Consider the following 17,578-nt stretch of genomic DNA (forward strand, 5'->3'; position numbering starts at 1 on the left):
CTAAATCGGTTTTATCGATTGATTTGATAGAAAAATAACGTTTTACAAATATAGAATTATTATTGAAATTTGTAGTACTAAATTAATAGAGGCTCCTGCCTTAGTGGTTATGAATATTTTCAGATCTTTAAAGTACAGAAATTTTAAGTTATTTTTTTATGGCCAGTCCATATCCCTTATGGGAACCTGGATGCAGAAAACCGCAGTAAGCTGGTTGGTCTATCGCTTAACAGGATCGGCATTTTTATTGGGAGTAGTAACGTTTTTGAGTCTGATCCCTTCTTTGGTACTTTCGCCTTATGCAGGAAGTTATGTCGATCGCCATAACCGATTTAAGGTCATGGTTAACAGTCAGATTATTTCGATGCTTCAGGCGGGAGCTCTGGCGGCTATGCTTTATTTCAGGTTCTACAGTATGACAGGCATCATATTGTTGAGTCTTTTACAGGGAATCGTGAATGCTTTTGATGTAATCTGCCGTCAGACATTAATGATTGATATGGTCGACAATGCCGGGGATTTACCCAATGCAATTGCCTTAAATTCAACTATGACAAATCTGGCAAGAGTAATTGGCCCTGCCTTAGCCGGAATTGTATTGAGTACTCTTGGTGAAGATTTTTGTTTTATAAGCAATTTCATGAGTTATATACCGGTTTTAATATGTCTGTACCTGATGAAAATGAAAGTTGTAGTCAATGTAAAACCACAGACTAGTTTATGGGAGGAATTAAAAGAGGGGTTTGAATATATTTCGACTGAGAAAGATCTGATGAGCCTTATTGTCCTCCTGTCGGTAAGCAGTTTTTTTGTACTGCCTTTTAACACTTTAATGCCCATTTTTGCCAAAGATTTGTTTCATGGTACAGCAAAAACGTTTAGTCTTTTTGAAAGCGCTATGGGTTTTGGTTCTGTATTAAGTGCCATTTATTTAGCCAACTTAAAATCTAACAATCATCTTGTTAAGACTATTATTATATCAGGTTTTCTTTTTGGTGTAAGTGTTTTATTATTGTCTTTTTCAAATGTTTTACCTTTGGCTTTATTGTTTATGGTGATAAGCGGAATAGGGATGATGGCACAGTCGGCGGCAATTAATACCTACATTCAGGCAAATGCCGCGCCACATATGCGGGGCAGGGCAATCAGTTATTACATAATGGCCTATCAGGGTGTTATGCCGGTGGGAAGTTTATTAATAGGACTTCTTGCCGAGGTCCTGGGTCCAAAAGAAGCAGTAGCGATATCGGGATGTATCGGAATTTTATCCGTTTTGGTGTTTATTTATTATAAGAAGCGTTTTTTTGCCCGCTCCGTACCATTAACAACATTAGAAATTAAAAAACTTTAAAGCCATTTCAGATGAAAATTATTCCCCTAAATCATGGTATTTATGCTGTGAATAAACAAAAAATATTTAGTTCTTTTTCGATGGAAAATGCGAATGAAGAGCAGTTAAAAGGACTAAAGATTGCGATATGTCCGTTTTTGGTCGTATTAAAAAATGAAATAATTCTTTTGGATACCGGGCTTGGTTTTGTAGAAGATGATGTTCCGATGCTTTTGCATCTTATAGAAAAAGCGGGCTATAAGGCAAATCAAATTACAAAAGTGCTGATTTCACATTTTCATAAAGATCACATTGGAGGCATTGGCTTTTTTGATGAACAGGATGAATTTGTACCCAATTTTCCAAATGCGGTTGTTTATATGCAAAAGAGGGAATTGGATTTTGCTTTAGAACAAAAACAAAGCCCTTCGTATGATTTTAAAATACTCAATCAGTTAAAATCATTGCCAAATGTAATGATGCTTGACAATGATAAAGGCGAAATTACAAAGGAAATCTCTTATGAAGTTTCTAAAGGGCATACACCATTCCATCAGGTTTTCGGGATTAAGGAAGAAGATAAAATTGCTTTTTACGGAGCCGATGATTTGCCACAAAAAGCCTATTTAGAAATTCATGCTGCTTATAAAACAGATTACGATGGAAAACATGCTATGGAATCAAGAAAAAAATGGGAGAAGGAAGCCAAAGAACAACACTGGAAAGTGCTTTTGTATCATGATATGAAAACGCCTGTTTTGGAATTTTAGGTTTTTTAAGAGGAAAGAGGAAAGAGGAAAGCGGAAAGAGGATAGAGGATAGAGGATAGAGGAAAGAGGAAAGATGAAAGAGGAAAGATGAAAGAGGAAAGAGGAAAGATGAAAGAGGAAAGAGTTGGAGATTATGTAGGATAGATTTACGGCTTAAATCAGCAGAAATAAGATACTTACTTTTAAAATTTTTCTAAATAGGATTTAAATTAAAAAAGGTTTGAATCAGAAAATATCCGATTCAAACCTTTTTTGTAAAATATCAAAAAACGAATAGTTTATTTAACCGTTTTTACTTTATGTCCATAAACTCCAAAAGATAAAATAATAACAAAACACAACAGCGGAATAATATATCCCGACTGAATATCATCGTGTTTCATATCAATCAAAGTCCCCATTCCGTACGGAAGGATTGCACCGCCAACAATCGACATGACCAACCATGAAGAACCCGTTTCCGTATTCGATTTTAAGCCCACAATGCCCAAAGAAAAGATCGTTGGAAACATAATCGACATAAAGAATCCGATTCCGCCAAGTGCGTAGATTACGTAAATTCCGGTTCCATAGATCGCTACCAAACATAATAAAATACTGCAAACGCAATAGATCGAAAGCAAAACATAATCTTTAATGAATTTTAAAAAGAATGTTCCAATAAAGCGTCCCGCCATAAACAAGAACCCATAAATACCAAGATAATATCCGGCTGTTTTTTCGTCTAATCCTCCGCCTTGCTGTGCAATTCTGATAAAGAAACTCGTAATACAAACCTGGGCACCAACATAGAAAAACTGCGCTGCCACAGCCCAGCTTAAATGACGAAATTTTAATACAGAAAAGAATCCCGGTTTTACTTCAACTTCTGCATGTTGTGCTTTCATTGAAGGCAAATGCATGAAATAAAATAAAATAGCAACAAAGACTAGTACAGTTCCCAGAATAATATAAGGCAATTTTACTGATGAAGCTTCTTCCAGCAAGTAGGCTGATCTTGCAGCGTCAGACATTGCGGCCATTTGTTCCGGTGTATGATTTTTTCCCGAGAGAATAAACAAAGAACCCACAATAGGAGCGACCATTGCTGCCAAACCATTAAAAGATGCTGCTAAATTCAGTCGTTTAGAAGAAGATTCCGGAGGTCCTAAAATCGCAGCATACGGATTTGCACTCGTTTCCAGAATCGTTAAACCGCAGCCAATGACAAACAAAGCAAACAAGAATAATTCGTAAGTTCGGGTATTTGCCGCAGGAACAAACAGAAAAGCACCTGTTGCGAAAACCAATAATCCGGTAATAATACTGTTTTTATAACCAAAGCGTTTGATTAACATTCCTGCCGGAATAGCCATTACAAAATAAGCGAAAAAGACCGCCGTGTCAATCAATGTCGATTGACGATTGTTTAATTCGCAAGCCTTTTTTAAGTGCGGAATTAAAATAGAATCCAGATTGTGTGCCATTCCCCAAAGGAAAAATAAGCTGGTAATTAATATAAAAGGCAAAAGGTATTTTGTTCCTGTTCCTTTTTCTGTAGCGACCTCATGTTGATCGCCAATTTGGTTGGTTATTTGCATAGTTAGTTTTTTTAGTTTAATAGGTTAAAGATGCATAGTTATAAAGGTTCAAAGGCTCAGAGATTCAGAGTTGCAAAGGTTTTAGGTTCAAAGTCAGAAAACCTTTGTCTCTTTGTCCCTTTGTCCCTCTGAACGTCTGTTAACCAGTAATAAATGGTCACAAACGAGAACAACTTCCCCTCTCTGATTTATAATTTCAACGTGTTCCGTGACAGTTCCCATATCTGGTTTTTTGGCTTCTCCTTTTTCTGAGATTGTAATTTCAGAGTGAATGGTGTCACCAATATGTACTGGTTTTACAAATCGCATTCTGTCATATCCTTTAGAAAAAGCTTCCGGATTAATTTCAGATGCGGTCAGGCCAATACCGATGCTAAAAACCATGGTACCGTGGGCTATACGCTGTCCAAAAGGTTGTGTTTTACACCATTCCTCATCCATATGATGCGGAAAAAAATCTCCCGTATGACCGGCGTGAACCACAAAGTCGGTTTCGGTTATCGTTCGTCCAAAAGTGACGCGCTTGTCACCAATTTGATACTCTTCGAAAAATGTTGATTTGAAATACATATATTTTTTAGTTTGATAAAGGTTAGAGTTTAGGAGTTAGAAGCAAGATTTGAGATGCAAGATTTTTAGATGCAAGATTTTAAGATGAAAGATGAAAGATGCAAGATGCAAGATGAAAGATGTTAAAAGTGAAATGGAAATAAAAATTATTTAATATCAATTGTTTCAAAATAACGATCAACTAAAATCCTATATCTCACATCTTTCATCTCACATCTTTCATCTTTCATCTTTCATCTTTCATCTTGCATCTTTAATCTTTCATCTTGCATCTCACATTTTGCATCTTTCCTCCAAATTATAATTCACTCAGGGAAACCCCTCCGTTTTTATTACTGATATAACACGCTTCAACGACTTTCATAGTGTCGAGGACGTCTTGTACACTTGCCAGTAATTTGGTATCAGAACCTTCTTTAAAACGCATTAGATTGGACATTGTTCCTATAAAAGCTTCGGGAAACCAGGAGCCCTTGAGTTCAATTTTTTTCCATTCGTATTCGCCGTTTTCATTTGGTATCGAATATTCAAATTCGTCCGGCAATCCGTTCGGATAATTCATTAATAAACCCATTTTGGCTTTTATGGCGCCTTTTGTTCCTTCCCATTTAATGTAGCTTTCTTCATGCTTAGGGCCAAAATGATGATCATGGTTGGTATTGATCACGACATGTTTGTCTTCTCCATAATCTAAAATGATGGTAGAGCGGCAGGATGATAATTTCTTTAACGGATGTTTGGCCGTTTTTGCCATCACACTCTTCGGATTTCCCAAAAACGATCTAATGCAATCGATATAGTGAACACTATGAAAAAGAATTTCCAATCTGGGGTGTTCCTTAATCAACGGGAACAATTCCCAAGGCGTGTTTACAGTAACTTTAAATTCAAAATCGTACAATTCGCCAATAATCCCTTCATTGATCAAATGTCTTGCAGTGCTTACAAAAGAAGCAAAACGAAGTTGAAAATTAATTGCGGCAACCAGGTTTTTGCGTTCGCAAACTGCGACGATTTCGCGTGCCTGAACGAGATCATTTCCCATTGGTTTCTGAATCAAAACTGCGGCTCCGTCAGGCAGTTGTTCCAATATTTCGATGTATTGATCGGGTAGAACCGTAATGTCATAAACAGCGTTTGATGGCGCATTTTTAACCGCATCGGCTACGTTCTCAAAAACATGGGTAATCTTGAATTGTTTCGCCAGATCGTATGCTTTAGAAATCGTTCTGTTGGTAATACCAAAAACAGTAAAACCGGCCATTTCATAAGCAGGCAAATGCGCATCTTTTACAATTCCGCTTGCTCCGATAATGATAATTGGTTGGTTGGTTTCAGGTAATTTAGGTTGATAAGGAATATTCATAATTTTTTAGTTTAAAGGTTCGAAGCTGCTAAGGGACTGAGTGGCTAAGTTTTTGAGCATCCTTGTTCAACTTTGTCAAAGATTTAAACTTTGACAAAGTTATAGCAACGTATCTAATGCGTTAATTTTTCAATCTTATGCTGAGTTTCTTCTAATAGTTTTTCAGAGGAAATATCACTTTCAATCGCCTTCAAAACCATTTGATCAATTAATTCGGCTATTTTTGGCCAAATAGGGTTTTGAGGTAAAGTCAAAGCATTTTCGTGCAACATCTCAAGCTTATGATAAAACGGAATGATATTGTTGATTTCTTCATCATTCCACGTTGATTTTCTACAGCCAATTCCGCCTTCAGCAGTTAATAATTTATCACTTTCCGGAGTAGTGGCAAATCGTAAAAAATCGTAAGCCAGTTTTTGATGTTTACTTCCAGAACCAATGGTATATAGCCAATACACATTCAAAGAAGCAGTTTTATGATTAGGATCAGAAGGTAATGCCGTAATATCAATTTTCCCTTTTACTTTTGATTCCTCGATCACTTCACACATCGAGGCAAATCCGAACCAATTGATAGACATTGCTGCTTGTCCTTCGGCGAAAGCCATTCCCGCTTCAACCGAACCAAATTCTTTCGACCTGGGATGAACGGCATTTTTGTCATTTACGATTTTTCGATAAAAATCTAAAGCCTGAACCGCTGCGTCACTATAAATAGAGATTTGATTTTTCTCGTTGATTAAAGATCCGCCACGAGTCCACAACTGCAGGCAGAAATCAAAAACCATATTGTGCCCGTCTGGATAATTGGCAAAAATGCAACCGTATAGATTTTGTTCGGGACGGTTAAAGAATGTTGCAATTTCTGTAAATGCTGCCCAGGTTTTCGGAGTAGAAAGCGCGTAACCAAACTGCTTTTTGAAATTCTCTTTCTCAGTTTCGTTCTCGAATAAATCCTTTCTGTAAATTAAACATTCCGGTCCATCGTGAAAAGGAAGTCCATACGTTCCATTATCCAGTTGCTGTAAATGCAAAAGCGATTTGTGCCAGCCGTAAGGATAACTTTCAGGAGGATTTTCTGCTATGAAAGAATACAAATCAAGAACCGCTTTTTCGTGTACGGCATCAAAAATCCAATCGGTATTGAGGTGTGCAATATCCCATTTTCCTTCTTTTAAACCTTTTTTTAAAATGGTCGTTTCATAAAGTTCGTGCAATTCGAGCGGAACCATTTCGGCTTCTACCTGAATATTATTTTTAATACAAAACAAATCCCATAGCTTTTGCAGCGTACTTTCGAAAGGATCAAATTTGCGGACAGCGATTCTTATTTTCTTCATTATATAGCTATAAATTCTTTAATAATTTTCTCGTTGTCTTGTCCTAATTTTGGAGAACCTTTACTGGAAGTCAGATATTCGCCATCAATTTTAATGGGACATCTTGTCGTTTCATAGGAGTAACCATCCAGCATTGTTACCTTTTGTATAAAGTCTAAAACTTTGAATCCTTTTTCGGCAAAAAGCTGTTGATAGTTTAAAACTCCGGCACACCAAATGTCTGCGGGTTCTAAAATATTCAGCCAATGATCAGTATTCTGAGTTTGCAAATGTGTCGCGAGAATATTTTTTATTTCATCTCTTAAAATGAATTTGTTTTCAGGAAATGCTAAAAGCGCATCACATTTTAAAAGTGAAGCCAGAACCGGAATAGAACCCATTGCCAAGGCCAGAAAGCCATTTTTGGTTTTGTAAATTCCATAAGGCGCACCTAAATAAGCGTGAGCATTATTCGTTTTAGTCCGGACAGGCAATTCACCCCCATCATTAAAATAGGTCGTGATGGTTTCAAACTGAAAATCAAAAGCCGATTCTAACATGCTGACCTGAACCGAAGCACCAATAGTATGAGTTGCTTTTCGGTATAAAGCCGCCAAAATTCCCTGAGCCAAATGTGCACCCGCCAGCATATCGACAATCGATAAACCCATTGGAACCGGACCATCTTCCTGATTGCCGCTCAGCCAGGTTAAAGCCGTTAAGGATTGCAACAGTAAATCCTGACCCGGTAAATCTTTTAAATCCGGATGCACGCCAAAACCTGAAATCGAAGCGTAAATAACATTCGGATTAAAAGCTTTAACAGCATCATAACTTAAACCAATGCGTTCCATAACTCCGGGTCTGAAATTATGCATCACGACATCGGCTTTAGCCAATAGTTTTTTTAATTTTTCAAGTTCCTCAGGTTCTTTAAAATCTATGGCAAACGATTCTTTATTTCTGTTAATGGTATGAAAAACAGAAGATTCACCATTCATAATCAGATCTGATGTATATAAAGTCCGGCAGATATCGCCTGTTCCCGGTTTTTCAATTTTTATCACGCGTGCCCCCAGATCAGCCAATCGCAAACTCGCTGAAGGGCCGGAAAGAAACTGGCTAAAATCTACTATTAAATAATCCTCTAATGGTTTCATGCGTTGTTTAAAAATTGTTCGTGTATTTTTGAATTGTCTTCTCCAACTTTAGGAGCTGCTTTTGTGCTCTTTAAAATTTTTCCGTCAAGCTGAATGGGGCTTCGGGTTGTGACCAAAGTTTCTCCATCAGAATTTTTGACGGTTTGTTTCAGTTCTAGTTCTTTTACAAAAGGTTGGCTGTCGAGTTCTTCATAATTGAATACTTTTCCGCACCAGATTCCTTCTTTTTGAAGTAATGTTGTCCAATAATCAGCTGTTTGAGTTAGGAGTTTTCCGGCTAATATTGCTCTGATTTCATCTCTTTTTTCAAACCAAAGATGTTTCTCACTATATTTTTTTAAATCAACGCCAAGCGTATTTCCAATAAAAAGCAAATCGCCCATGGCCAAAGAAAGAAAACCTTCCTGAGTTTGATATACGCCGTAGGGAGCACTCAAAAAAGCATGTGCACTTCCTTTAATATCGCCTCTTTCCGGCAACTGACCTCCATCATTTAAGAAAGAAGTAAGGGCTTCAAACTGTACATCCAAAACAGACTCCAATAAACTTACTTCGACCAAAACCCCTTTTCCGGTTTTGACTCTTTTGAGTAATGCCGCTAAAATACCCTGAACAAAATGATTGCCGCACATTAAATCGGCCACAGCCAAACCAAACGGAACAGGTTCCTGACTTTTTCTGCCGCTTAACCAACTCAATCCGGATAAGGATTGCAGTAATAAATCCTGTCCCGGTTTTTTTGCCCAAGGACCAATAGTGCCGTAACCTGTAATGGTTCCGTAGATTATTTTGGGGTTGATGGACAATGTTTCATTAAAATCCAATCCTATTTTTTCCATGACGCCCGGCCTGAAATTATGCGTCATAATATCTGCCTGAGCGATTAGTTTTTTAATCAAAATTAAATCTTCAGGATTTTTAAGATCAGCTGCAAAAGATTCTTTATTTCGGTTAATGGTATGAAACAACAAACTGCTATCGTCGACAAAAAGATCTTTGATGCTCAATTGTCTGCAGGCTTCTCCTTTTACGGGACGTTCGATTTTGATCACTCTTGCACCTAAATCAGCCAATTTTAATCCTGCGGACGGACCTGCTAAAAACTGGCAAAACTCCAATACAACTAATCCTTCAAGTGGTCTCATGTGGTCTGCAGGTTTAGCGATTTTGCATAAAGCGAATTCAGGACTTCTAAAACCAATTCTTCATCTCCGCCATTCATCAGATAATCACGAACGACATCGCCTGCATGATCCTGAAAATACATATGTCCGGAATATCTTGGACGTAAAAAAGCACGTTCTAAAGCAGGTAAGGTATTTTTGAAATAGTCATGTGTTAAAGCATTAATTCGGTCACTTTTCCAGGCTTGCAGATGTCCGGGCTGTCCGCCATTATCGGCAAATATATTTTGCTGAATGTGAGATGATCCTGTAAATTCAGCATAGGCAATAGCTTCCGGAATATGTTTACTGAAAGAAGAAACGGCTAAACCGGTTCCGCCCAAAGAACTAATCATCGGGTTAGTATTCAAACGGACCAAATCATAAAAATGAAGTAAATTTTTGCTGTAACCCATTCTCGAATAGTTAGAATATCCGTAGGCGAAAGGGCAGTAGGCAATTGCATCAGAATTAACCATAGCCTCATAAACCTGAATTGGATTTCTGTTAAAATTAGCAGGATCGATTAACTGTGCCAATTCGCGGAACATTTGTAAAGCCTTTTTTCCAATTTCTACTGAGATTACTTTTTCATCAGACTGAAACGGAGCCTCGCCCAAACTACAGCAATACATATAAAAACTCATCAAAACATCAACCGGAATTCCGGCAAAAGCCACTAATCCTTTTTTAGCCAGAGCCAATACATCGTCATAGGTCTGAGGTACTTTTAAACCTTGTTTTTCTAAAATATCCAAGCGTGCAGCTGCAACCGGAGTCGCAGCATCAATTGGTAATGCCCATAATTTGTCGCTAAAAACGTAACTTCCGTACGAACGTCCAACTGTATTGAGTTCCTGATCTTTTATATAGTCAGCAGAAAGGTGATCAGAGAGAGGAAGAATAGCGTTTGTGTCTGCGCCAAAACCTGTCCACGGATGGTCGATCACCAGTAAATCAAATTTTTTAGCCAAATCTTCAATCGATGCATCGGCAAATTCCTGCAGACTTCTTTTCTCCCAGGTAATTTCAATATTTGGATGTAGTTCTGTAAAACGCTGTGCTGTAGCAACCATTGGTAATAAACCTCTTGTGTGATTCCAGGTTATCCCTTTTAGTATCGTCATTTTGTATAATTTAATGGTGATGATTTTGATTGAAGAAATAATAAATGTAAAAAATACAATTACAAAAATAGAAATAAGATTGAATTGCGCAATGAATGAAGCATTTATTAACAGTGGTTTTTTGCAGTATCTGAATCCCATGTCTTATTTTTTTACAAATGATATAAAAAATGTTATAATATCTTATACTATGATCATTTTTTGAGTAATTAAAGAAAATATTTATCAGAATATTGAGATTAAAAATTACATTTGTAATTGTGTTTTTTACATTTATTAATTTTAGAACACTATATCGATATAATAAAGACTAAATACGAATAAAACATGTTTTCATTACAAAATAAAAAAGCTGTAGTAACAGGAGGAGGTAGCGGAATTGGCAGGGCAATTGCAAGCCTTTTTGCCAAACAAGGAGCAGAAGTGCATATCATAGATCTAACGCTTGAAAGTGCTCAGGAAGCAGTTGAAGATATTAGGAAATTAGGCGGCAATGTTTTTTCGCATGCCTGTAATGTGGCGAGTCAAAAGGACGTTTTAGCCACATTTGAAGCCATTGGTAATATTCATATCCTGATCAATAACGCCGGAATTGCACATGTAGGTAAGGTAGACACCACACCTGAAGCTGATTTTGATCGTGTCATGGAAGTAAACGTAAAAGGAGTTTACAATTGTTTGTTCGCAGCAATCCCACAATTGAGACTTTCAAAAGGTGGTGTTATTATCAATATGGCATCCATTGCGGCATGGGTAGGCATCCCGGATCGATTTGCTTATTCTACTGCAAAAGGCGCGGTTATGGCCATGACTTTATCTGTGGCAAAAGATTATATCAAAGATAATATCCGTTGTAATTCGATTTCTCCTGCAAGGGTTCATACGCCATTTGTAGATGGTTTTATTTCGAAAAATTACGCTGGAAAAGAAGCTGAAATGTTCGAAAAATTATCACAATCTCAACCAATCGGACGCATGGGAAAACCGGATGAAATTGCCGCTTTGGCTTTGTATCTATGCAGCGACGAGGCAGGGTTTATTACCGGAAGCGATTACCCAATCGACGGAGGATTTATTAAATTAAATAATTAAATAAAGGTACTGAGGTTCTGAGTTACTAAGTTTCTAAGCTAAAAAAAACTTAGAATGCTAGCGACTCACAAAAATAGACGCCAAAAAAACTTAGCCACTTAGAACCTTAGCCACTTAGTAACTCAAATAAAAAAAAAATATGAAATTAATACGTTTTGGAGAAATTGGAAAAGAAAAACCAGGAGTTTTAATTGGTGAAAAAAGATATGATGTTTCGTCAATTGTTTCAGACTTTAACGAAAGTTTTTTTGAAGAAAACGGTTTAGAAAAATTGCAAAAAGCATTAGACAGTAATCCAGCTTTACCAGAAGTAGATGCGAATGTGCGTTTAGGATCTCCGGTGGCAAGACCATCAAAAATAATCTGTATTGGTTTGAATTATGTAGATCACTGCAAAGAAACCGGTGCACCAATTCCAACAGAACCTATCATCTTTTTTAAATCAACCACTTCTTTATGTGGCCCTGATGATGATGTCATTATTCCAAAAAATAGTGTAAAAACAGACTGGGAAGTAGAACTGGCATTTGTTGTAGGGAAAAAAGCGAGTTATGTCGAAGAAGCTGAAGCTCTTGATTATGTTGCGGGTTATGCTTTATTGAATGATTACAGTGAAAGAGAATTTCAGATCGAGCGTGGCGGACAATGGGCTAAAGGAAAAGGATGTGATACATTTGCGCCTTTAGGACCGTTTTTGGCTACGAAAGAGGAAGTACAGGATGTTGATAATTTGTCGATGTGGCTAAGCGTAAATGGTAAAAAGTTCCAGGACAGTAATACCTTAAATTTAGTTTTTAAAATACCGTATTTGCTACATTATTTAAGCCAGTTTATGACCCTGCTTCCTGGCGATATCATTAGTACAGGAACACCCCCGGGAGTTGGATTAGGAATTAAGCCGGATCCAATTTACTTAAAACCGGGTGACGTTGTAGAGCTTGGAATCGAAGGTTTGGGTACCAGTAAGCAAACTGCTGTCGCATACCAAAAGTAATTATAAACTCGTTGGGCGTAATTGTTTAACACATAAGGACATAGTATTCATAGTCTAAAAAGGCGTTTCACTTATTTAAATGCACATAGTGAGGTGAATGATGTATCATTTAATTGATCTTCTTAAAAAAAGAAAAAATCCATGTTGCTATGTGTTTAATGAAATTTTTACAAATTGAGCTCAATAGATTAGTTAAAAAAATTGAAGATGAAATTTATTGTATGTGAGAAACCACAGGAATTCAAATTAAAAGAAAAAGAAATACCCGAACCAAAAGATGGCGAAGTATTATTAAAGATAAAAAGAATAGGGATTTGCGGCACTGATATTCACGCTTTTGGGGGAACCCAGCCTTATTTTGAATACCCCAGAATTTTAGGGCATGAACTGGCTGCAGAGTATATTAAAGGAAATGCGAAAGGTTTTGAACCAGGTGATAAAGTAACTTTTATTCCGTATTTCAATTGCGGGAAATGTGTCGCTTGCAGAAACGGCTTAACCAATTGTTGTGTCAATATCAAAGTATTTGGCGTTCATATTGATGGCGGAATGGCCGAATACGTAACAATTCCGGAGCAATATTTATTGCACGGACAAGGATTAGATTACGATCAGCTGGCATTGGTAGAACCGTTGGCAATTGCTGCGCATGGTGTTCGAAGAGCCGCTGTTGGACCTAATGATACTGTTTTGGTAATGGGCGCCGGACCCATTGGTATTGGACTGATTCAGTTTGCGAAAATTGCAGGGGCAAAAGTGATCGTAATGGATATTAACGAATACCGATTGGGTTTTTGTAAAAACGAACTCAATGCCGATGAAACAATCAATCCGTTAAACGAAAATGTTACAGCAAAACTGGCTGAAATCACCAATGGCGATATGGCCAATGTGGTTATTGATGCCACAGGAAATAGAAATGTAATGAATGATGCTTTCAATTATATTTCGCATGGAGGAAGATTTGTTTTAGTTGGACTTCAAAAAGGCGAATTAACGTTCAGCCATCCTGATTTTCATAAAAGAGAATCGACTTTGATGAGCAGCAGAAACGCTACCATTCAGGATTTTGAATATGTAATGGAATGTCTTAAAAATGGAAAAATTGATCCTAAAAAGTACATTACGCACAGAACTCGTTTTAGCGATATGATTGACAATTTTGGAAAGTTAATTGATCCAAAAAATAATGTGATCAAAGCATTGATCGAATTAGATTAGTATATAATTTAAATAAAGTTTTTACGTAAAGTTTGTCATTTCGAGGAACGAGGAATCTTCGCGGGAAACTCTTCAAAGATTGGCGAAAAAAACATAGATTTTAAAGTTGAATTTATAATCGAAGGAAACCTAACAGGTTTTAAAAACCTGCTAGGTTTAGCTAGATAACCTCAAATAACCACAAAAAATGGATTTAAATTTAAAAGGTAAAATTGTTGTCGTGTCGGGTTCGGCAGGCAAAGAAGGAAGTATAGGAGAAACGATAATCAAAAGGCTGGCAGATGAAGGCGCAATTCCGGTACTTGTCGATCGAAATGACAGAGGTTTTGGCTATGCCGAAGCACTTCAGAAAAGAAATATAGATTCATTATTCGTCAAAACAGATGTCACGGATCCTGTTGAAATAGAAAATGCGGTTAAAAAAATCATTGCAAAATACGGTAGAATAGACGCTGTAATCAATAATGTTGGCGTGAATGACGGAGCAGGTTTAGATGCAAGTTATGAGGACTTCATGAATTCATTGAAACTGAATGTGGTGAGTTATTTTTTATTGACAAAATATGCGCTTCCATACCTGAAAGAATCAAAAGGAAATATCCTGAACATTGGTTCAAAAGTCGCTTTAACAGGACAGGGAGGAACCTCAGGTTACGCTGCTGCCAAAGGTGGAGTTTTAGGATTAACCAGAGAATGGGCAGTTGATTTAATTCAGTTTGGAATTCGTTCGAATGCCATTATTATTGCCGAAAGTTTTACGCCTGCCTATGATGATTGGTTGAAAACACTTCCCGACGGCGAAACGGTTTTAAAGAAAATCAACAAAAGTATTCCGTTTGAAAGCCGAATGACCAAAACAGAAGAAATTGCAGATACAGCACTTTTTATCATTTCAAACCGGTCGTCGCATACAACAGGACAATTTGTTTTTGTTGATGGTGGTTACGTGCATCTGGATCGTGCCTTAATCAGTGATGTAAATTAATACAAATGAGTAATCGTATTGATTCACATCAGCATTTTTGGAAATTTGATTCCGTAAGAGACAGCTGGATTGATGATTCGATGCAAAAGATTCAAAGAGATTTTTTGCCCGAAGATCTTTTGCCATTGCTTCAGCAGAATCAATTTTCAGGTTGTGTAGCCGTTCAGGCCAGTCAGTCTGAAGAGGAAACTAATTTTCTTTTAGATTTAGCTTCTAAAAATGATTTTATAAAAGGAATCGTGGGTTGGGTTGATTTAAGAGCGTCAAATATAGAAGAGCGTCTGCATCATTTTTCTTCTTTTAAAAATATAAAAGGATTTCGTCATGTTGTACAAGGCGAAGCCGATGATTTTATGTTTCGACAGGATTTTCGTAACGGAATTTCGGCTTTAAAAAAGTTCAATTATACCTACGATATTCTTATTTTTCATCATCAGTTACCCGCTGCAATAGATTTGGCAAAACATTTCCCGGATCAGCCTTTTGTAATCGATCATATTGCAAAACCGGATATAAAATCAGGTAATATTACTTCATGGAAAAAAGGAATTCAGGAAATTGCAAAATATCAAAAGATAAGCTGTAAAATCTCAGGAATGGTTACAGAAGCCCATTGGAACTCCTGGAAACCGTCTGATTTAAAACCGTATTTAGATGTAATTTTCGAAAATTTCCCTGCCAGTAAATTAATGTTCGGATCAGATTGGCCCGTTTTGAATGTTGCTTCAAATTACTCCGAAGTAGTAAAAACATTAGAAGATTATATTTCGCAGCTTTCAGTCGAAGATCAGAATAAGATTTGGTTGGGGAATGCGAGTTCTTTTTATAATGTATAAATAACCGCAAAGTTTATTATCCTGATTTCTGCAGTTAAAATCTATCGGGTTTTATGCTGGAATAAAACACAAACTAACCAAACAATTTCTCTTTCGTCAAAATGACAAAGAAACTTAATGCAAAAAGTAGGCTTTCCATCGGAAGGCCTACTTTTTGCATTTTACATCTCACTTTTAACAGGCAACAATTTTTTAAAACTTCACAGCCCCTTTAGGAACAGTTTCTCCAATAGTAGTTTTCTTTGCAAAATCAAAATTAGCCGAAGATGCAAATTCAATATTTTGAGAAGCTTCACCATTAATAGAAATTGCTTTTGCTGATATCGAATTGAATTCCACATTTTTTAAAGACAGATTTTTAGCATTGTAAATTTCGAATACATTGCTGTCTGCGATATCCAGCTTTGCATTAATGATTTTGATTCCGTTAGCATCAATAATCGAAAAACCTTTTTCTGCCGTAGCAATTAAGTTAGAGATTTCGATATTCTCTAAATTCATTTCAGGTAAACCTTGTAGGAATACTGCTTGCTGAGCGCCTTTAATCGTCACATTTTTGATTGAAATATTTTTAAATTGTGGCGTTTCTACATTTACAGGCATTGCTTTATTAATGATTTTATCTCCGCCTTCTTCCAGAGTTTCTGCTATCGATTTTCCTCCATAATACAGATTAAAAGAGATCGCCTGCGACGGAATATCGGTCATAAAAATATCAGAGATATAAATGTTTTCAACCACACCGCCACGTCCACGGTTACTTTTAAAACGCAATCCAACATCAGTTCCCATAAAAGTACAATTCGATACATGTAGGTTTTTTACCCCACCGGACATTTCACTTCCCACCGTTACGCCTCCGTGTCCGTGATATACGATATTGTTTTTTACGATGATATTTTCGCAGGGAACACCGCGATCACGTCCGTCTTTATCTTTTCCTGATTTAATACAAATTGCATCGTCACCCACATCAAAACTTGAATTTTCGATGATGACATTTTTGCAGGATTCTACATCAAGACCATCGCCATTTTGAGAATACCACGGATTACGAACGGTAACATTACGCACAATTAAATCTTCAACCATTAAGGGATGAATGTTCCAGGCAGGAGAATTCTGAAATACAGGCCCGTCAAACAAAACTCTTTTACTGTTTTGAATACTCACCAGTACCGGACGCAAAAAGTCGTGAATTTTTTCAAATTCTTCCTTCGTTTTTAAATCCGGACGTACATTTTGGTCAGCACCTTTAGAAGCATTCATAAAAACTTCTGACGGATACCAACTGTCTTTTTTATCGTTTAAAACGCCACCTGAAGCAACAAACTTTTTCCATTGACTGTCTGTTAGTTTGTTCTTTTTAACCTGTCTCCAAACTTCGCCTGAACCATCCCAGACACCATTTCCGGTGAAGGCAATATTTTCAAGGTTTTTACCGTAAATAGGAGAGATGCAGCGCCAAGTATTCAAACCTTCAAAACTCGTTTCGATAATGGGATATAAACTTTTATCCGGAGAAAATTTAATTAATGCTCCGGTTTCAGCATGCAATTCAAGATTACTTTTTAAAATAATAGGACCCGTAAGCCAGATTCCGCGAGGGATAATTACTTTTCCACCGCCTTTTTTTGAAACCGCGTCTATAGCATCGGCGAAAGCCTTAGTATTTAAAACATACCCGCCATTTACAGCACCAAAGTCTTTTAGGTTCACACTATTTTTTGGAATTACAGGTTCTTTGACCTTTGCCATTTTAAATTCAATATTCTCATAAGTATCATAAGACTTTGAATTTTGAGCAAAATTGTTCTGCGAAAAACTTGTGATCACAATTGCCAGAGCAATACGTAAAAGAGGAATTGGGTTCGTTTTCATTGGTAGTGAATTATGGTTAAAAATTTAAGTCGTAATAGAAGGCTTAATTTGCTAAATCTATTTATTCATCTTGATTTTTTTATTGATATCAAAAAAAAGTACTCAGATAAACAAATAAACATAAATGTAATCGATTACACAAATCTATTAAAAATTATTTTAAAATATCAAATTAGTTGCTCAT

At 36.8% G+C, this 17,578-nt stretch carries 15 protein-coding genes; 7 read left to right on the forward strand and 8 right to left on the reverse strand.

Translation table 11 applies throughout. From position 1 onward, the window contains the following. The first annotated feature begins 109 nt into the window (after positions 1 to 109). Both ACQY44_RS21835 and ACQY44_RS21840 read left to right on the forward strand, forming a co-directional pair. Complete coding sequence (locus tag ACQY44_RS21835; protein WP_428232387.1) at positions 110 to 1,351, forward strand: MFS transporter; 1,242 nt, start codon at positions 110 to 112, stop codon at positions 1,349 to 1,351. Between the two features lie 11 nt (positions 1,352 to 1,362). After that, complete coding sequence (locus ACQY44_RS21840) at positions 1,363 to 2,100, forward strand: MBL fold metallo-hydrolase (RefSeq protein WP_428232388.1); 738 nt, start codon at positions 1,363 to 1,365, stop codon at positions 2,098 to 2,100. 278 nt (positions 2,101 to 2,378) lie between these two features. Here ACQY44_RS21840 and fucP read toward each other — a convergent pair whose 3' ends face one another. From fucP to ACQY44_RS21875, 7 genes are all read right to left on the reverse strand, one after another. Next, positions 2,379 to 3,680 (reverse strand): L-fucose:H+ symporter permease, encoded by a 1,302-nt coding sequence (fucP, locus tag ACQY44_RS21845; RefSeq protein ID WP_428232389.1) that lies wholly within the window; start codon positions 3,678 to 3,680, stop codon positions 2,379 to 2,381. 93 nt (positions 3,681 to 3,773) lie between these two features. Then, a complete protein-coding gene (locus ACQY44_RS21850) occupies positions 3,774 to 4,250 on the reverse strand; it encodes a MaoC/PaaZ C-terminal domain-containing protein (protein WP_428232390.1) in 477 nt (158 codons plus the stop codon). A gap of 298 nt (positions 4,251 to 4,548) precedes the next feature. Continuing rightward, the gene (locus tag ACQY44_RS21855; RefSeq protein WP_428232391.1) at positions 4,549 to 5,616 is read right to left on the reverse strand and encodes a Gfo/Idh/MocA family protein; all 1,068 of its coding nucleotides are present in this window, start codon (positions 5,614 to 5,616) and stop codon (positions 4,549 to 4,551) included. A 113-nt stretch (positions 5,617 to 5,729) separates the two neighbouring features. Then, positions 5,730 to 6,956: an extracellular solute-binding protein gene (locus ACQY44_RS21860; protein WP_428232392.1), complete on the reverse strand. Its 1,227-nt coding sequence runs from the start codon at positions 6,954 to 6,956 to the stop codon at positions 5,730 to 5,732. Beyond that, positions 6,956 to 8,095 carry a CaiB/BaiF CoA transferase family protein gene (locus ACQY44_RS21865; protein WP_428232393.1) on the reverse strand — a complete coding sequence of 380 codons (1,140 nt, stop codon included), beginning with the start codon at positions 8,093 to 8,095 and terminating at the stop codon, positions 6,956 to 6,958. Before ACQY44_RS21865 ends, ACQY44_RS21860 begins: the two co-directional genes overlap by 1 nt. Beyond that, complete coding sequence (locus tag ACQY44_RS21870; RefSeq protein ID WP_428232394.1) at positions 8,092 to 9,240, reverse strand: CaiB/BaiF CoA transferase family protein; 1,149 nt, start codon at positions 9,238 to 9,240, stop codon at positions 8,092 to 8,094. Before ACQY44_RS21870 ends, ACQY44_RS21865 begins: the two co-directional genes overlap by 4 nt. After that, positions 9,237 to 10,385 carry an ABC transporter substrate-binding protein gene (locus ACQY44_RS21875; protein WP_428232395.1) on the reverse strand — a complete coding sequence of 383 codons (1,149 nt, stop codon included), beginning with the start codon at positions 10,383 to 10,385 and terminating at the stop codon, positions 9,237 to 9,239. The genes ACQY44_RS21870 and ACQY44_RS21875 overlap by 4 nt, the downstream gene beginning before the upstream one ends. 327 nt (positions 10,386 to 10,712) lie before the next feature. Between ACQY44_RS21875 and ACQY44_RS21880 the strand changes: the two genes are divergently transcribed. The 5 genes from ACQY44_RS21880 (at position 10,713) to ACQY44_RS21900 (ending at position 15,513) form a co-directional block, all read left to right on the forward strand. Continuing rightward, positions 10,713 to 11,477, forward strand: coding sequence for an SDR family NAD(P)-dependent oxidoreductase (locus tag ACQY44_RS21880; protein WP_428232396.1), 765 nt, complete (start codon positions 10,713 to 10,715; stop codon positions 11,475 to 11,477). A gap of 139 nt (positions 11,478 to 11,616) precedes the next feature. Next, positions 11,617 to 12,471 carry a fumarylacetoacetate hydrolase family protein gene (locus ACQY44_RS21885; RefSeq protein ID WP_428232397.1) on the forward strand — a complete coding sequence of 285 codons (855 nt, stop codon included), beginning with the start codon at positions 11,617 to 11,619 and terminating at the stop codon, positions 12,469 to 12,471. Positions 12,472 to 12,678: 207 nt separating this feature from the next. Next, positions 12,679 to 13,692 (forward strand): zinc-binding alcohol dehydrogenase family protein, encoded by a 1,014-nt coding sequence (locus ACQY44_RS21890; protein WP_428232398.1) that lies wholly within the window; start codon positions 12,679 to 12,681, stop codon positions 13,690 to 13,692. A 187-nt stretch (positions 13,693 to 13,879) separates the two neighbouring features. Next, positions 13,880 to 14,677 carry an SDR family oxidoreductase gene (locus ACQY44_RS21895; RefSeq protein WP_428232399.1) on the forward strand — a complete coding sequence of 266 codons (798 nt, stop codon included), beginning with the start codon at positions 13,880 to 13,882 and terminating at the stop codon, positions 14,675 to 14,677. 5 nt (positions 14,678 to 14,682) lie between these two features. Beyond that, positions 14,683 to 15,513 carry an amidohydrolase family protein gene (locus tag ACQY44_RS21900; protein WP_428232400.1) on the forward strand — a complete coding sequence of 277 codons (831 nt, stop codon included), beginning with the start codon at positions 14,683 to 14,685 and terminating at the stop codon, positions 15,511 to 15,513. A gap of 192 nt (positions 15,514 to 15,705) precedes the next feature. On the opposite strand, the gene ACQY44_RS21905 is transcribed toward ACQY44_RS21900, so the two are convergent. After that, entirely contained in the window at positions 15,706 to 17,394 is a 1,689-nt protein-coding gene (locus ACQY44_RS21905) for a glycoside hydrolase family 28 protein (RefSeq protein WP_428232401.1), read from the reverse strand. Between the last annotated feature and the right edge of the window lie 184 nt (positions 17,395 to 17,578).

The sequence above is a fragment of the Flavobacterium sp. genome (genome assembly GCF_965277525.1).
Lineage (GTDB): Bacteria > Bacteroidota > Bacteroidia > Flavobacteriales > Flavobacteriaceae > Flavobacterium.

Bases quoted from the DNA above. Each gene is read 5' to 3' on its own strand.
- ACQY44_RS21835 (WP_428232387.1), top strand. From the start codon at position 110: ATGAATATTTTCAGATCTTTAAAGTACAGAAATTTTAAGTTATTTTTT.
- ACQY44_RS21840 (WP_428232388.1), top strand. From the start codon at position 1,363: ATGAAAATTATTCCCCTAAATCATGGTATTTATGCTGTGAATAAACAA.
- fucP (WP_428232389.1), bottom strand. From the start codon at position 3,680: ATGCAAATAACCAACCAAATTGGCGATCAACATGAGGTCGCTACAGAA.
- ACQY44_RS21850 (WP_428232390.1), bottom strand. From the start codon at position 4,250: ATGTATTTCAAATCAACATTTTTCGAAGAGTATCAAATTGGTGACAAG.
- ACQY44_RS21855 (WP_428232391.1), bottom strand. From the start codon at position 5,616: ATGAATATTCCTTATCAACCTAAATTACCTGAAACCAACCAACCAATT.
- ACQY44_RS21860 (WP_428232392.1), bottom strand. From the start codon at position 6,956: ATGAAGAAAATAAGAATCGCTGTCCGCAAATTTGATCCTTTCGAAAGT.
- ACQY44_RS21865 (WP_428232393.1), bottom strand. From the start codon at position 8,095: ATGAAACCATTAGAGGATTATTTAATAGTAGATTTTAGCCAGTTTCTT.
- ACQY44_RS21870 (WP_428232394.1), bottom strand. From the start codon at position 9,240: ATGAGACCACTTGAAGGATTAGTTGTATTGGAGTTTTGCCAGTTTTTA.
- ACQY44_RS21875 (WP_428232395.1), bottom strand. From the start codon at position 10,385: ATGACGATACTAAAAGGGATAACCTGGAATCACACAAGAGGTTTATTA.
- ACQY44_RS21880 (WP_428232396.1), top strand. From the start codon at position 10,713: ATGTTTTCATTACAAAATAAAAAAGCTGTAGTAACAGGAGGAGGTAGC.
- ACQY44_RS21885 (WP_428232397.1), top strand. From the start codon at position 11,617: ATGAAATTAATACGTTTTGGAGAAATTGGAAAAGAAAAACCAGGAGTT.
- ACQY44_RS21890 (WP_428232398.1), top strand. From the start codon at position 12,679: ATGAAATTTATTGTATGTGAGAAACCACAGGAATTCAAATTAAAAGAA.
- ACQY44_RS21895 (WP_428232399.1), top strand. From the start codon at position 13,880: ATGGATTTAAATTTAAAAGGTAAAATTGTTGTCGTGTCGGGTTCGGCA.
- ACQY44_RS21900 (WP_428232400.1), top strand. From the start codon at position 14,683: ATGAGTAATCGTATTGATTCACATCAGCATTTTTGGAAATTTGATTCC.
- ACQY44_RS21905 (WP_428232401.1), bottom strand. From the start codon at position 17,394: ATGAAAACGAACCCAATTCCTCTTTTACGTATTGCTCTGGCAATTGTG.